This is a genomic window from uncultured Acidaminococcus sp. (genome assembly GCA_900538365.1).
Classification (GTDB): domain Bacteria; phylum Bacillota; class Negativicutes; order Acidaminococcales; family Acidaminococcaceae; genus Acidaminococcus.
Window position 1 is genome coordinate 55,067 of the sequence record UPXT01000003.1, and the last position, 15,703, is coordinate 70,769.

Consider the following 15,703-nt stretch of genomic DNA (forward strand, 5'->3'; position numbering starts at 1 on the left):
TAATAACCAGATAATGGAGGTGAGGGCGTGACCCGATATACAATCATCAAGGACGGCTATCCGTTTATTTTTACAGGTCTGGCAGCAACCATCCTTGTCGGCTTTTTGGCCGATCCCGCATTTGCCGGGATTCCGCTTATCCTGACCATATACTTTGCCTATTTCTTTCGGGAACCGGATCGCCCCCTGCCGGATGATCCCCATGTCTTATACTCCCCCGCTGATGGGACTGTCATGGCTGTTGAGGAGTTTTTTGACGACGAATTTCTTCATGAGGAAGCCAAAAAGGTAACCATCTTCCTGTCCGTCTTCAATGTCCATACCAATCGCGCACCCATTAAAGGATTTGTTAAATATCTGCGCTATACATGCGGCGGCTTTGAGCCTGCTTTCAAAGGATCTGCGCCAATCGTCAACGAACGCATGGCCATTGGACTGGAAAACGAAAACTACCGCGTTCTCGTCGTTCAGATTGCAGGCATCCTTGCTCGGCGCATCGTCTCTTGGACAACGCTTGGCAAGCAGCTCTTGCAAGGAGAAACGTACGGCATGATCAAATTTGGTTCCAGTACAGAGCTTGTCGTTCCTCGCGACGTAGAGATTCTTGTCAAAAAGGGAGATAAAGTCAAAGGCGGTATTACAATTATGGGGAGGCAGCAAGTACAATGAATTATAGACGCATGGTTCCAAACAGCATCAGTGGTTTTAGCATGGTCCTTGGGGTTTTATCCATCTATCTTTCCATGGATGGGGAATTTTCCAGGGCTGCCATCTTCATCATTTTGGCCGTCCTTGCGGATTCCTGCGATGGACGGGCTGCACGCCTTCTGGGTGTCAGCGGGGACTTCGGTAAGGAAATGGATTCCATTTGCGATGTTTGTTCTTTCGGGATGGCTCCGGCTGTTTTGATCTATACCTATGGTCTTACAGAACTGGGTCTATGGGGACAGATTATTTCGTCCCTTTTCACCTTTGGTGCAGGGCTGCGCCTAGCCCGTTTCAATGTCAACACGGGCGTTGTTTCAGGGTATTTTGAAGGCATGCCGGCACCGGCTGGCGCCTGCGTCCTTGTGACCTATGTGCTTTCCGGTTATCAATTTGGACCGATGGGGACGGCCATCCTGACGCTTTTAGTGGCAAAATTGATGTACAGTGAAGTTCGTTACCCTGATTTCAAGGGTCACGGCAATCCTCTTTTCAAGGTTCCTGTCATTTTGTCTTTTGCCATTGGTCTTTATATGCTTGTAACCAATTTCCATGCTTGGCCTTTTATCATCATGTTTACCTACACGATTTGCGGGGTCCTCAATGCCATTTATGTTAAGGTTACGGGAAAAAAAGCAGGGGAGTAAGTAGGAGTCCTTCATGACGAGTTACTTTGACATCATCATGATTCCGCTTCAGGTCATGATTGTATTTTTTACCATTTACTATTTTGTCCTGTCTTTATTCGGAATCCTGCCTGGAAAAAAAGAAAAGAAAATTACAACGCCAAAGACAACCTTTGCTGTCATTGCGGCCGCCCATAACGAAGAACGGGTAATTGGCGAACTGGTGGAAAATCTTCGCATGCTTCGCTATCCTGATTCCATGTATGAGATTTTTGTCGTAGCCGACAATTGCACGGACCATACGGCGGAAGTCGCACGCAAGGCCGGTGCCAGCGTTCATGAGCGTTTCAATGATACTGATAAGGGGAAGGGCTTTGCCCTTGAATGGATGTTCAAGCGGCTTTTTGAAATGGATCGTCAATTTGACGCGGTCGTTATTTTTGATGCTGATAATCTTGTACATCCTGATTTTCTCATGGAAATGAATTCCCGCTATCAAAAAGGGGAACGCCTCATTCAAGGGTACCTTGATTCCAAAAATCCTAATGATACGTGGGTAAGCGGTGTCTTTGCCATTTCCTTCTGGATCACCAATGCGGTTTGGTCCAGAGCCAAATACAATATTGGTCTTTCCAGCATTCTTGGCGGCACGGGGATGTGCATTGCCGTGGATATCCTTAAGAAGTACGGATGGGAAGCGACTTGCTTGACGGAAGACATGGAATTTACCATGAAATCCCTCTTGGAAGGTATCCCGACGACTTGGTGTGACAATGCAATTGTCTATGATGAAAAGGCCTTGACCTTCAAACAGTCCTGGAACCAGAGAAAAAGATGGGTACAGGGTCATTTTGATGTCGGGGAACGGTATATCCCAAAGCTGCTTAAGGAAGGCATCAAGAAACGGGATATCATCATTCTTGACGGTGTTATCGATCTGTTTCAGCCTTATTTTCTCCTTCTCTCAACGCTTTTTGTCATTGCCAGTACAATCTACGCCCATGTTCCGTTTTATACGAATGTGCTCTACGCCATTTTGCCTTATGAAATCTGGCAGGTTATTGGGATTGGTCAGTACGTCATTCCTGCCGTGATTCTTCTAAAAATCCATGCAGCGCCTAAATCTTGGTTCTATACCATCTTTTATCCGATTTTTGTGTATAGCTGGATACCCATTACTGTGCTGGGGTTCCTTCACCGTCATGAACATGTATGGAGCCATACGCTCCACACGAGAGGAATCAGTTTCAATGATGTGCTGGTTCCCGAAAGTTCCGAACATGGACCCAAGCAGATTGTCCTTTCCAAAGAAAAGGATAAGAATAAATCCTGATTCTTTGAACACCCTTTACCGTATCAAATGAAACAGACGGGAAGGGTGTTTTTTATATTTTCCTCTTCTTTATTGACACAGTGTAATAAAGAGGTGTAAGGTAAAATTCATATTTTCCTTGCCTTGTCCAACCGTATCGTAGAAAAGGGGGAATAGGATGATGACGAAAAAGATTGCCGTCATTGGCAGCAGCGGAGGAAATCTTTTTGAACAAGGGGGCCAGAATCCGGAAGACCTTTTGGGCGAAATCTGTTATCAGGCTCAATCTGCAGGAATTGAAGTTGCATTTATACAGTTTATTGGTGCATCCATTTCCATGGACCAAATCAAGGATTCGGATGAAGCGAGCCTTTGGGTAAAAGAAGAAGAGAAGATCCATCCTGTCTTTCATGGCCCCCTCAATGAAGTGAATGCGATGGCTGCCTCTTATGACGAAGGGCTCAGCAGCTTGATCAAAGAAGGAAAAATCGATGGCCTCTTCCTTGTAAGCTGTGATCCTTGCGGCGTCAATCAAAAAGCCATCCAATCTGCAGGCGGCAAGGCGCTTCCTGCTGTTGGTACGGGCGGGACAAGCATGGCCCAAGCCGAACAAAGCGGTATGAACGTTCTTGCGGTTTCAGGAACAACGGGGACAACCAACCGTACGAGGGCCATCGCTGGACTCTATGCTTTTGCCAAGGCCTGGCACCTTACCTATAGGCCAGCCATTGGAGGCCGCTCAGATAAGGAGCAGCTCCAAGGTGGCAATCTTTTCCAACACATCCCCCTGCGCGGGATCCTCATGGCCTCCCTGCCCGGATTCATTGCCATGGCACTTACGCTCATCATCAGCAAAATCCCTGGTCTAGGGTATTTTGAAAGTATTTTCAATGCGATGGTGAAAGCCTTGCCAGTCGTGGTTGCAACGATTGCAGCGCGGCAGCTATCCGGCCTTGGTGATGTGGCAATTGTCGCAGGAACCATTACAGGTATCCTTTCCATCAAAGGAGGACTTATTGGCGGCCTTTTAGGCGGCATCTTGGCGGGCTTTTTCGTGAACCGATCCCTGGTTCTATGCCTGAAGTGGAAGTTTCCAGCGACGACCGCTAATATCGTCTCCGGAGGAATCTCTGGCCTTGTTGCGGGCCTCATCATTTATCTGTTCCTTGCCCCCTTGGCGGAAATGATTGGCGGCGGACTTCGCGGCCTGATTGACGAAGCCCTTGCGGTCAGCCCCGTTCTTTGCGGCGCACTGGCAGGACTATTGATCTGGCCTGCCATTATGGGGGGCATGTATCATGCAGCTATTCTGCCCATTATCCTTCTTGAAATGGAAAAGACGGGAGTTCCTTTCTCGGCGCCATTGATATGGTAGGGCTTGTTATGGTGTCCGCAGGGATTACGTTTGCAGCCGTCCTTTATCCACGGCGCCGTGATGACAGGACCCTTGCCATTCCCGGTCTATTCATCAATCTTGTTTTCGGCACATTTGTAGAGGCCTCTTACCCCTTTATGTTGGCCGATCCCCTGGTCATGGCTGGGGCTATTATATCAGCTGGGGTAGGCGGTATCCTCGTTGGTTATTATGGTGTCCATGGTACGGCTTATGTGCCATCGATTGCGGCACCTGCCCTTTCCAACCATCCGCTGGGATTTATCATTAGTATGTTGGGAGCAGCCCTGTGCGCTGCCTTCATCACGCTTCTGGCCAATTTCCTTTCCCGAAAAAAGGCCAGCAAGCCGAAGCAGTAATATCATTTGTGAGGTGTGATTATGCCTGGCATCCTTGCTATAACGATTTTATTTTTTATTTACGCTTTGAGCGAAATCATAGCCCTTCGTTCCAAAGCAGTTCTGTCGACTGTTCTGGGTATTTCTGTAATCCTAACCATTGGCTTTTGGTCCAAGCTCTTACCTAAGGATATCATTCAACTGGCCCATATTCCAGGTATTGGAATACTGACTGTGGGAATGCTTCTTGTCTCCTTGGGTACAACCATTGATTTCGCTGAACTTCGACGTCAGTGGCAGGTGGCAGCTGTCAGTGTAATTTCTGTCACGATGGCCGTCATTTTCATCATTTTTTTAGGTCCATTTTTCATGAACGGAACACTTGCCATTGCCGGATCTCCTATTTTTGCCGGGGGGAATGCGGCCATGCTTATTATCCTTGATGCTGTACAAGAAAAAGGGATCGAGACAGTAGGCACCTTCTGTATTGTCCTTCTCGTCTCCCAAAAGTTCTTCGGAATCCCCATTGCTTCCCTGATGCTGCGCCATTTGGCAAAAAATCTCAGGGATGACAGGAATTTCGTGAAACGCTATGCGTCAGAAGGGAAAGCAGAAAAGGCCAATAAGCCTCTCCGTCTTCCCAGTCTTTTGGATCGTCCATCCGTACATCTTGCTAAATTATCTTTTGTTGCTTCCCTTGCTTATTATGCCTCAAAACTCACTGGAGGGGCGGTTCATTATCTCGTTATGTGTCTTCTCTTTGGAACCCTTTTTTACGCGCTGGGATTCTTGGAAAAAGGCATCCTTCAAAAAACACAGTCAAGCGGCCTCATCCTCTTTTTCGTTACCCTCGTGATTTTTTCATCCTTTAGCCGGACAACCCCGCAGGATGTGCTTTCCGTCCTTCCACCGCTTGCAGCAACGGCCCTATTAGGCGTTTTAGGGCTTTTTACGGCGGGCCTTTTGACGAATAGGTTGTTTTCCCTTCCCTTTTCTCTTTGTGTCAGTCTTGGTGTGACCTGCACCTTTGGGTTTCCTACAACAATGCTTGTCTCACAGGAAGTTTCCACTGCTATGGGAAGAAATGAGGAGGAACGTGCGGCGCTGCTGCATTACCTTCTTCCAAAAATGCTTGTCGCTGGTTTTGTTACCGTAACTATCACATCTGTTCTGCTTGCCGGGGTTGTTGTCACGCTATTATAAGGAGGAATCTTCGCCGATGGAAGTCCATGAAAAACTGATTGCGTACCTACATGCTCATAAAAAGGAAATGCTATTTCTGTGGAAAAAACTTGTAGAAACTGAAAGCGGGCCCCAACAGCCAAGTGGGGTTGAGGCGGTCAGACGAATTCTTGAGGGAGAATTGGCCGCCATGGGATTTACCGTACGGCTTCAACAAATCTCTGGCGCCCCGGACCTTCTTATTGCAGAAGCAAGAAAAAGGGAAGGGGAGGGATCCATTATACTCTCCGGTCATATAGATACCGTTTTTCCAGCAGGAAAAGCATCGACCCATCCTTTTTTCGTTGACGACGAAGGGTATGCCCATGGACCGGGCGTCCTAGATATGAAGGGCGGACTTGTTGTAAGTCTCTATGCGGTTAAAGCCCTTAACGCACTGTCCCTTGTCACGCATCCGATCAAGTTTGTTTTTGTAACAGATGAAGAAACCCTTCATATGCACTCGAATGCAAAAGCCGTGCTGCGCAGGGAAATTACAGGCGCAAGAGCCTTTTTAAACTTTGAACCTTGCGCCGAAAATAGCCAGGTCGTTCTCTCTCGCTATGGCGGCGGTCCCGTATCCATCCATGTTCATGGCCGTGCCGCCCACTCTGGTACGAGTCCGGAAAAAGGACGGTCTGCCATATTGGAAGCAGCTCATAAGATTCTTTATCTGGAAAGCCAAAATGATATCCCCCGCGGGAAATTGATCAATTGCGGAGCCATCTCCGGTGGCATTGGAGAAAATACAATTCCTGGAGAATGTACGCTCCGTATAGGAGTCCGCTACCGCACAGAAAGCCTAGCCCAGGAAATCAAGGAGAACCTAAAGGAGGCCACCGTAAATCAAACCATTCCCGATACTTCGGCGAATCTTGATCTGACCCATCTAATCCCTGCCATGGACCTAAAAGAAGGAGGGAAAGCCTTGTTCCTTAAGCTGCAGGAAGCGGCAGCCCTTTGTTCCATAGGTCCAATCAAGGGCATTCAAGTAGGCGGGTTATCTGATGCGGGCCTTGCCGCAAGTCTGGGGATACCGACCCTCTGCGGAATGGGTGTCGTTGGCAGCGGCGCCCATACGGATGAAGAAAAAGCTCTGGTCAGTTCCCTTTATGAACGAACGGAACTTGCTGCTGCTTTGCTTCATCTTTTTTAACCAAACCCTCTCTTCGTCAGTTGACCAAGGGGGTTTTTCTCCGAAATTGACGTAAAGATGTTCCTATCTTTTCACACTCTTTGAGACGATCTCATTTTATTCAAAGGGAAATTATGGTAAAATGAGATGTTATCAGTTGAAACGTAAGCGATACACAAAAGGAGCCATTCATGACCATTTCAGGAATCTTATTTGATTTTGATGGAACCCTTGCCAATACAACGCCCCTTATCCTTCATTGTTTCCATCAAACCTTTTCTCATTTTTATGGAAAGGTCCCGCCTGATGATGAAATCTTGACGACTTTTGGTCTTCCAATGCCACAGGCCATGCTGCAGCTAAGCGGTGGCGATAAATCCCTTCTTGACGAGCTGCTTACTTATTATCGGACGTATCAGCTTTCCGTTCATGATGAAATGATCCGTCCTTTTCCTTCTGTTTTGTCTGGCTGTCAGCGCCTGAAGGAAAAGGGAATCCGCTCCATCATTGTGACAAGCAAGACCAATGAGACTTGTGAGCGGGGACTGCGCTGTCTGGGTCTTTCTCCCTATATAGAAGGCGTGATTGGCGTACGGGATACATCACGTCATAAGCCAGATCCAGAACCCAGTCTTCTTGCTTTGAAAAAGCTGGGCCTTTCCGGAGAGGAATGCCTTTGTGTCGGGGACAGTCCTTATGACTTATTGAGCGGGATGCGGGCTGGATGCTGCGCTTCAGTCAAAGTCGGGTGGTCCTGCTTTGATTCCCTACGTTTCCAGCAAGAAATTGAACCGAATTATACGATTGCATCTTTACCAGAACTTCTCCCTATCATTGAAAGTTTAAATCACAAGAGGTGAACGACATGCGTAAAATTGGAATCATTGGGGGTACAGGTGTCGAAGATACTTCCTTATTTGGAACGCTTTCCCCCATTACGGTGGAAACCCCATTTGGGACGGCGGAAGGATTCGAAGGCAAGATCGAGGAGACAGCTGTTTATTTCATTGCTCGTCATGGTAAGGGTCACAGCCTGCCGCCGCATCGCATTCCATATCGTGCCAATATCTATGCGTTAAAGAAGCTGGGTGTAACGGAGATCCTATCTTTTACCGCTGTGGGATCCCTGAATCGCGGCTTGATTCCGGGGACTTTCGTCAATACGAGTCAAATCCTTGATTTTACAAAATCACGCGAGCATACCTTTTTTGACGGTGGTACCATGCCGGTCTGCCATGTTGACTTCAGCTTTCCCTATTGTCCAGTCCTGCGGGAGCGACTCAACGGTATCCTAACAAGACTTGGCGTACGGCACAGCAAAGCTGGCTGCTATGTAGCTACAGAAGGACCACGCTATGAAACTGCTGCCGAGGTTCGGATGTATGGGCTTATGGGCGGCGATGTAGCGGGTATGACCCAAATGCCGGAAGCTATCCTTGCAAGGGAAGCTGAGATTTGCTATGCCAACTGCAGCCTTGTGACAAATATGGGGTCCGGGCTTTCTTGGACGGCCCTATCCCATGAGGAAGTTGTTGCCATGATGGATGAAAATGCCAAGACCATTGCCCATATCATCCTTGCTTTCCTGACTGATGAAGAAAAGCCCTTGGCGTCCTGTCACTGCCGGGAAGCGGCTCATGCCGTGGGCAATTTTCCTATTGATAAAATCTAAAGAAAAGAGGATATAAGGAACTGATGCATTACGATACCGTGATTCAAGGCGCTGAGATCTTGGATCGAAATGACGGAAAGTCCTATCAAGTTGGTTTAAAGGATGGACGTATTGCCTATATTGGTCAGGAACCGATTACAGGCAGCCTCGTCATCGATGGCCGGGATCATCTTCTTGCGCCGGGGCTAGTAAACGCCCATACACATGTCGCCATGACCCTTTTTCGCAGTTATGCCGATGATATGGTCCTTATGGACTGGCTGCAGAACAAAATCTGGCCAATGGAGAATCATCTCACGGGAAATGAGGTGTATTGGGGCAGTCTCCTTGGTATAGCGGAAATGATTCGAACAGGCACGACTGCATTTGCTGATATGTACTTTTTTATGGATGACACGGCCCGAGCCGTGGCTTCATCTGGGATTCGTGCCGCATTATCAAGGGGCCTTACCGGATCTTCCGCAGACGATGGAAAAGCTCGTCTCGATGAAAATTCAGCCCTATTTGATACGTGGAACGGTACCGAAAATGACCGAATCCATGTGATGTACGGCCCCCATGCGCCATATACATGTTCCCCGGACTATATTCGCAGCATTGTAAAAGAGGCGGCCCGGAAAGGGGCCGAGATCCACATGCATCTTGCGGAAACGAAAGGGGAGGTGGCAGACTGCCTCAAGGCCCATGGCAAATCGCCCATTGCCTTGATGGAAGAATTGGGCTTATTTGAGATGGGAACCCTGGCCGCACATTGCGTCCATGTGGATGAAAAGGATCTGGAAATCCTAAGGAAACACCATGTACGCGTTGCCTCCAATCCGCAGAGCAACCTCAAACTGGCAAGCGGAATTGCGCCCATAGGCCAAATGATCCAAAAGGGCATTGTCCTAGGTCTTGGAACGGATGGGGCATCAAGCAACAACAACCTTGACATGCTTGAAGAAGTACGTCTAGCTTCCATGCTGGCCAAAATCAAAGATGATAATCCTAGGAGCGTGCCCGCTGAAACCGCGGTCAAGTGCGGAACCGTCGAAGGCGCCAAGGCCATAGGCTTTGATGATGTGGGTGCTGTCACGACAGGATACAAAGCAGATCTTGTCCTTTATGATCTGAAAGAACCGGAATGGTTCCCCCGCAATGACCGTTATTCCCTTTTGTGCAATGCCGCCAGTTCCCACAGTGTCAGCCATGTATTTGTCGATGGGAAACTGCTTTATGAAAATGGCGAGTATCTGACCCTTGATTACGAAAAAGTTTGTGCCGAAGCTCAGCGCAGTGCTGAGCGGCTTTCGAAGTCCTAAAGGGGAGGGGAGAAAAGTGAAAAAACGGATTGCTGCAATCTTTACGGCAGCCCTTACCATCCTCGGACTACATATCCAGCATCCTGCAATGGCAGCCGCTCCGCAGCGCTATACGCCCAAAAGCGGCGGCTTTACCATGACCATTCCTCCAGGCAGCACGGAGTTGTACCATACAACAACAGGTGTTCGTTTTAAGGTAGGGGAAGACTTTCTTGTCAGTGCAGATCTTTATACGCTGCCCAGTTTTATTTCTGTTCCCATGAAGCAATACTCAGGAGAACAAAAACGGGAACTTACGAAATTCCTCAAAAAGATCCAAGATGATCAGGATAATACGATTGTAGATATGGACGATAAGGCCGCTGAAGAGACAACCGATAAAGCAGCTCTTCTGCGTGAAAAACTCCATGGGAAAAAGGAAAATCCTTCCGTCCTCTCAAAAAAAGGAATTCGTGAAGGCTGTTATGATTTTCGCAGTCTTCCCAAAGATCCAGAAAAGACAAGAAGGCCCTTTATCATAGGACGGGCATACCAAACGCAGAAAAATGATTTGTGCGTGGTAACGGTCCGTACAACACAGGCCAATGAAGAAGCTGGCAAGGAAGCCTTAAAAGCGATAACCAAGGATCTAGATCTGAAGAAGGTCCGTTACACGGATGAAAATATCCTAACCGTTACGAACCTTGGATTCCGGATGGAGATTCCCAGTGGGTGGCGTATCTACACGCTGCGAGCCGATAATGTCCTTTTTGGACGCAGTTTGAGCAGTGTCCACACGGATTCCATGATGATCCGGAAACTCAGTGATGACAGTTTCAAGGAATTAGGGTCTGCAACCAAGGCGACCATTGATGGAGCCGAGAAGAACTTCATCGAAAAGATTACAAGCTATACACCCAATATTACCATTCTTCATCATGAACCCATCATCGTCGGTGACCTTCGCGGCAGTCTTTCCCAGTCGACCGATAATGAAGACTTAAAGAAAGTCTTCCTGCTCAATGCATATCTTTTAAATCCACAAGGTGAAGGTTATATTATCCATTTTCAAACGGATGATACCATCAACTATGACCTGAAGCTCAGCGCATTTAAACGAGCCGTGCAGTCATTTGCGCTTCTTGCTCAAGAAAAGAAGTCTGCTTAAGGACGGTTGCAATCCCGGAACGCCTTAGCTAATGAGGCCTTCCGGGATTATTTTACTGCTGGTCTTCTTTGTCAATTTTACATAATATATATTATAGGACGTAAAATTTTGACTGTAAGATGGCTTTGAGTTATCTTCCATTGACTACGCCTTTGACTCTCACTTGAGTGCACTCATCCATTCATTTTTGCTCACATTCCCGTCTGCGTATTTTCCTTATGTTAGCTGCACCTTGGTTTTGGTATCCCATCTTACAGATCGATAGTTTATTACTTTTTCCCAATCTGCCATCATTTTCGTTTTTGCGTTCCGTTGTTCGTTTTTCTTTTATTTTCTTTATCTTATTCGTATTTTCTCTTCTTTTACTAAACGTACGTTTGACTATTGTCTGAACTCTTGATATACTACTACATATAGTGTGTTCCTTTAAAATACCTTGTATGGGAGGCTTTCTTATGGGCAGACCTAAAGCAAATTCGATACATGCTAACGGCCTTACGGACCGTCAGGAAATGATTCTTGAATTTATTCGTAATTATATTACTGAAAATAATTATCCCCCATCCGTTCGGGAAATTGGCAAGGGGGTTGGCCTAGCTTCCAGTGCCAGTGTCCACAACAATATGAAAAAACTTGCAAGTTTAGGCTTTTTGAACTGGGATACAGATAAACCCCGTACATATGGTCTTGTTTCTGATGAAGCGTGGCGCAAGAAGGAAGTTGTTGGCGTGCCCCTTGTTGGAGCCGTTCATGCTGGCGATCCCATCCTTGCGGATGAACATATTGAGGATATGTATCCCATTCCAACAGAGCTTCTTGGGACCAAGGACGATGTCTTCATGATGGTGGTTGAAGGCGACAGTATGAAGGATGCTGGAATCCTGGACAGGGACTATGTCTTCGTGCGCCGTCAGGATTATGCCCAAAATGGTGATATCGTGGTTGCGCTCTTAAACGGAGAAGAAACGACGATTAAACGGTATTTCCGTGAACTCAAACAGATTCGTTTGGTTCCGGAAAATAGCGCTTATTCACCCATCGTTGGAACGGACAACATTAAGATTACTGGTGTTGTTGTAGGTGTTTTCCGTGTTCTTTGATGATTTTCTCTCATTTGATGACAGATAAAAGGATAGCTTCCCTGTTAAAAATGGTTGTATGCCCTTAAAATGCTCAAATTTGCGTTTTAAGGGCTTTTATCATTTTTACGATTAAGCATATGCGTGTCATTGTAAAATCGTCTCTAATGTAAGATATGGAGACAATTATATTTTTCAACTGAAGAGTTAATTCGTGTTTCACTTTTTGCTTTTATTTCGAGTAAATGGACGCTGTTTTTTCTTTCAATCAACTCTTTTTTATTTTTCTTTTCCAAAAAAACTGCTGGCCATTTCTTTATAACATGTTCCCATTCACGAAGATGATGTCTTCATGGTTTCCTAAATGGAGAAATCGTTGTTCTAAAATGTTCAAAGTTTCATTTTATGTTTTTTTATCCTTTTTATAATAAACGGATACTGACAATTCTCTAAAACGCCTTAAGCGAGAAATATGGGAGCATAACGATTCAGCAAATGGTTGATCATCAGGCCGTCTGGATTGCTTTTTGCTGTGCCGGAAGGATTCCCTTTGATTCCATAACTGAAGCCCGCCTGAGAGGACATGGCGTTGAGTCTATCTGCAGCAGATTCATCGTAGGTAAACAATCAAAATAGGAGAGGGGAGGGATTTTATTATCCCTCCCCTCTCCTATTTTTCATTTTTCACAATTTTTCAGATAGATTGCCGCCGTGCGGTCATTTATCCATGATCTTTTTTGCCGCTTCCATAATGGCAATGCGGCCATGCTCAAAGGTCAGGCCTCCTTGAAGATATACCGTGAAGGGTTCGCGCACAGGGGCATCCGCACTCAGTTCGATGGAAGCGCCTTGGACAAAGGTGCCAGCAGCCATGATAACTTCATCCTGATAGCCGGGCAAATGACTGGGTACAGGCGTTACATGGGCATCAATGGGAGAACTGGCCTGAATGGCTTCACAAAACCGGCAGAGATTTTCCTTGGTTTTAAGGGTAATCGTTTGGATGATGTCGCTGCGGCGTTCTTCCGGCAGCGGGGACACTTCGAATCCGAGATTCTGAAATACGGAAGCTGCAAAGATAGAAGTCTTGATGGCTTGAAGGACCACATGGGGAGCAAAAAATAGACCTTCATAAAATTCACGGGCAGTATCCCCGAGTGTTGCCCCCATTTCTCCTCCTAGTCCCGGCGCCGTGAGACGATAGGAAGCTAGTTCGACAAGATCCTTGCGTCCCACGATATAACCGCCGGTCGGAGCCATGCCGCCGCCCAGGTTCTTGATGAGGGAACCAGCCATTAGGTCAGCACCGACTTGGGTAGGTTCCTTATCCTCGATAAATTCGCCGTAGCAGTTATCAACAAAGCAGATGATATCCGGCTTAACCTGTTTGACTGCACTGAATATTTCCCCGATTTCATTGACTGTCAGTGTCTTGCGGACGCTGCTGTACCCGCAGGAACGCTGCACATGGACCATTCGGGTCTTGTCTGTGATTGCGGCCACAATGGCGTCAATATTGGGATGGTCGGCAATCATAGGGATTTCGTGGTAAACAACGCCTTGATCGACCAAAGAGCCCGGTGTCTTGATGGGGGAACCAATAATGGTCTGCATCGTGTCATAGGGTTCTCCCGTGGCAGCAATCAGCTCATCTCCAGGTTTTAGGACACCCAGTAAAGCAACGGCAAGGGCATGGGTCCCAGAGACAAATTGGCTTCTTACAAGGGCTGCTTCCGTACCGAAGAGTTCCGCATAGATTCCATCCAGTTCATCCCTACCCGTATCGGAATAGGCGTAGCCTGTACTTGGTTTCAGGTAATAATCGGCTACCTGATGATTGCGAAACGCTTTGAGGACCTTGCGCGTGTTGAGAAGAGCAGCCTTTTCGTGGACAAAGCTCGTCTTCTGAACCTCAAGCAAGGCTTTCTCTTCGATTTCATCCCAATTGATCATGTTTTATGATTCCTCCTGTAGATAAAGGGCATAGTGCTTCAAATCATGTTTATCCAAACGGACTTTCATAAGGGTCCCCTTTTCCTCGTAACTTTCGGATAGGACCGTCGCCTTTTCGTGAAGCTGAGCGGAAAGCTTTGTTTCTGTATACGGAATCAGCAGGGTCACTTCCGTCTTTCCTTCATTGAGAAGACTTGCAATCTTTTCAATAAGGGTCGGGATCCCTTCCCCAGAGCGGACAGAAATTGCAAGGGAAGCTTCCTGATCGAGTCGCTTTTTGAGCCCCTCATGGTCAGGCAGCTTATCAATCTTGTTATAGACGGTCAGGATTGGTGTATCTGTCACACCAAGTTCCTTTAAGACGCCGAGGACCGCTTCTTCTTGTTTCTCGTGAAGTTCATGGCTCACATCGATCACATGGAGCAGGAGATCTGCGCCCTTTACGACTTCCAAAGTAGAACGAAAGGCAGCCACCAATTGATGCGGCAGGCGCTGGATGAAGCCGACCGTATCAGTCACAGTACAGGTTTCTTTATTGGGCAGGCTGAGTTGCCGCGTTGTTGGATCAAGCGTTGCAAAAAGCTGGTCTTCTGCATAGATTTCAGAATGGGTAAGGGCATTTAGCAGAGAAGATTTACCTGCGTTCGTATAGCCCACAAGACAGACCTGTTTGATTCTATTTTTTTCCCGAGCTCTCTGCTGCGTCCGGCGCGCGCCTTTCATCTTTTCAATCTGGGATTCCAAGAATCCGATGCGGTCACGGATCCGCCGCCGATCCACTTCAAGTTTGGTTTCCCCAGGGCCCCTTGTTCCGATGCCGCCGCCCAAGCGGGACAAACTGGCGCCCTGCCCCATGATGCGAGGCAGAAGGTACTGCAGTTGAGCCAGTTCGACTTGGAGTTTGCCTTCACTGGTTCGCGCCCGCTTGGCAAAGATGTCAAGGATAAGGCCCGTCCGGTCAATGATCCGGACGCCTAACGCTTGTTCCAAATTGCGTTGCTGGGCCGGGGAAAGGTCATCGTCGACAAGGCAAAGGTCAATATCTTCCTGTTGAGCAAAAAGGGCCATTTCCTCAACTTTTCCCTTGCCGATAAAATAAACTGGATCGGGCTTGGAACGGGACTGGACAAATTTAGCCGCGACAACAGCACCTGCTGTTTCGGCTAGCTGCGCCAGTTCTTCAACGGAATCTTCAACACAATAGCGAGATCGGTCATCTCCCCAATGAAGCGAAACCAGCATAGCTCGTTCTGCTTCTTTTCCCGTTTTCTCGCTGCGCGTCTTTTTACCTAAAATTCGTTCAATCGTCTGCAACAGAGTTCCATAAGGGATACGGGCCGCTTCTTTGGCAGAATAAGGACCAAATTCCTCGGTAAGCGGCACCCCAGCATCAGTAAGGTCTGTAATCAGGCCTAAGGAAAGAAAGGGCATAGCCTCCGCGTCTTTCCAAGCAAGGGCTGCCATGCCGTCAAGGCGCAAATTTTTAAGTGCGGAGATATCCACCCCACTTAGGCGCGGTGTGCCGGACGGATGGGTATGGATCGCGGTGATTCCTGACAGACGCCACAGAGAACGCCGGCTTCCTATATCCTGAAGGGAAACAGCATGATCGTTGCCAACACAAACGCTGGAAATTGTCCCTTTGCGGTCCACATACACAGAGACTTCGCGTCCAATAGCTCCCGAAATATCACGTAGAAGGAGGGCCAGTTCCTCCGAAATGAGCTGGCCCTGATCAAGATGAAGGTCGTAGAGCGATTGAAGCTGCTCCAAGACCCGATTTTTAATTCCCTCCGTCTTTCCGTAGACGATGTTATCCAT

The 15,703-nt window shown here is 47.5% G+C and carries 14 protein-coding genes; 12 read left to right on the plus strand and 2 right to left on the minus strand.

Annotation, left to right across the window (positions count from 1 at the left end):
• The first annotated feature begins 27 nt into the window (after window positions 1–27).
• The 12 genes from QZQ08_RS01165 (at window position 28) to lexA (ending at window position 11,950) form a co-directional block, all read left to right on the plus strand.
• A complete protein-coding gene (locus tag QZQ08_RS01165; RefSeq protein WP_296326749.1) occupies window positions 28–669 on the plus strand; it encodes a phosphatidylserine decarboxylase in 642 nt (213 codons plus the stop codon).
• On the plus strand, window positions 666–1,352 hold the full coding sequence (gene pssA, locus QZQ08_RS01170; protein WP_296326751.1) for a CDP-diacylglycerol--serine O-phosphatidyltransferase: 687 nt from the start codon (window positions 666–668) through the stop codon (window positions 1,350–1,352). The genes QZQ08_RS01165 and pssA overlap by 4 nt, the downstream gene beginning before the upstream one ends.
• 13 nt (window positions 1,353–1,365) lie before the next feature.
• Window positions 1,366–2,664: a glycosyltransferase family 2 protein gene (locus QZQ08_RS01175; RefSeq protein ID WP_296326752.1), complete on the plus strand. Its 1,299-nt coding sequence runs from the start codon at window positions 1,366–1,368 to the stop codon at window positions 2,662–2,664.
• Between the two features lie 157 nt (window positions 2,665–2,821).
• Window positions 2,822–4,018, plus strand: a complete 1,197-nt coding sequence (locus tag QZQ08_RS01180; protein WP_296326754.1) for a PTS sugar transporter — start codon at window positions 2,822–2,824, stop codon at window positions 4,016–4,018.
• Window positions 4,012–4,395: a hypothetical protein gene (locus QZQ08_RS01185; protein WP_296326756.1), complete on the plus strand. Its 384-nt coding sequence runs from the start codon at window positions 4,012–4,014 to the stop codon at window positions 4,393–4,395. Before QZQ08_RS01180 ends, QZQ08_RS01185 begins: the two co-directional genes overlap by 7 nt.
• A 21-nt stretch (window positions 4,396–4,416) precedes the next feature.
• A complete protein-coding gene (locus QZQ08_RS01190) occupies window positions 4,417–5,577 on the plus strand; it encodes a hypothetical protein (protein WP_296359890.1) in 1,161 nt (386 codons plus the stop codon).
• Window positions 5,578–5,593: 16 nt separating this feature from the next.
• On the plus strand, window positions 5,594–6,751 hold the full coding sequence (locus QZQ08_RS01195; RefSeq protein ID WP_296326760.1) for a M20/M25/M40 family metallo-hydrolase: 1,158 nt from the start codon (window positions 5,594–5,596) through the stop codon (window positions 6,749–6,751).
• Window positions 6,752–6,921: 170 nt separating this feature from the next.
• Window positions 6,922–7,590, plus strand: a complete 669-nt coding sequence (locus QZQ08_RS01200) for an HAD hydrolase-like protein (protein WP_296326762.1) — start codon at window positions 6,922–6,924, stop codon at window positions 7,588–7,590.
• Window positions 7,591–7,595: 5 nt separating this feature from the next.
• Window positions 7,596–8,402: an S-methyl-5'-thioinosine phosphorylase gene (locus QZQ08_RS01205; RefSeq protein WP_296326764.1), complete on the plus strand. Its 807-nt coding sequence runs from the start codon at window positions 7,596–7,598 to the stop codon at window positions 8,400–8,402.
• Between the two features lie 23 nt (window positions 8,403–8,425).
• Entirely contained in the window at window positions 8,426–9,703 is a 1,278-nt protein-coding gene (locus QZQ08_RS01210; protein ID WP_296326766.1) for an amidohydrolase, read from the plus strand.
• A gap of 16 nt (window positions 9,704–9,719) precedes the next feature.
• Window positions 9,720–10,850, plus strand: a complete 1,131-nt coding sequence (locus QZQ08_RS01215; protein WP_296326768.1) for a hypothetical protein — start codon at window positions 9,720–9,722, stop codon at window positions 10,848–10,850.
• 455 nt (window positions 10,851–11,305) lie between these two features.
• Window positions 11,306–11,950, plus strand: coding sequence for a transcriptional repressor LexA (gene lexA / locus QZQ08_RS01220; RefSeq protein ID WP_296326770.1), 645 nt, complete (start codon window positions 11,306–11,308; stop codon window positions 11,948–11,950).
• 696 nt (window positions 11,951–12,646) lie between these two features.
• On the opposite strand, the gene QZQ08_RS01225 is transcribed toward lexA, so the two are convergent.
• A complete protein-coding gene (locus QZQ08_RS01225; RefSeq protein WP_296326772.1) occupies window positions 12,647–13,882 on the minus strand; it encodes a methionine gamma-lyase family protein in 1,236 nt (411 codons plus the stop codon).
• Between the two features lie 3 nt (window positions 13,883–13,885).
• On the minus strand, window positions 13,886–15,703 hold the full coding sequence (gene hflX, locus QZQ08_RS01230; protein WP_296326774.1) for a GTPase HflX: 1,818 nt from the start codon (window positions 15,701–15,703) through the stop codon (window positions 13,886–13,888).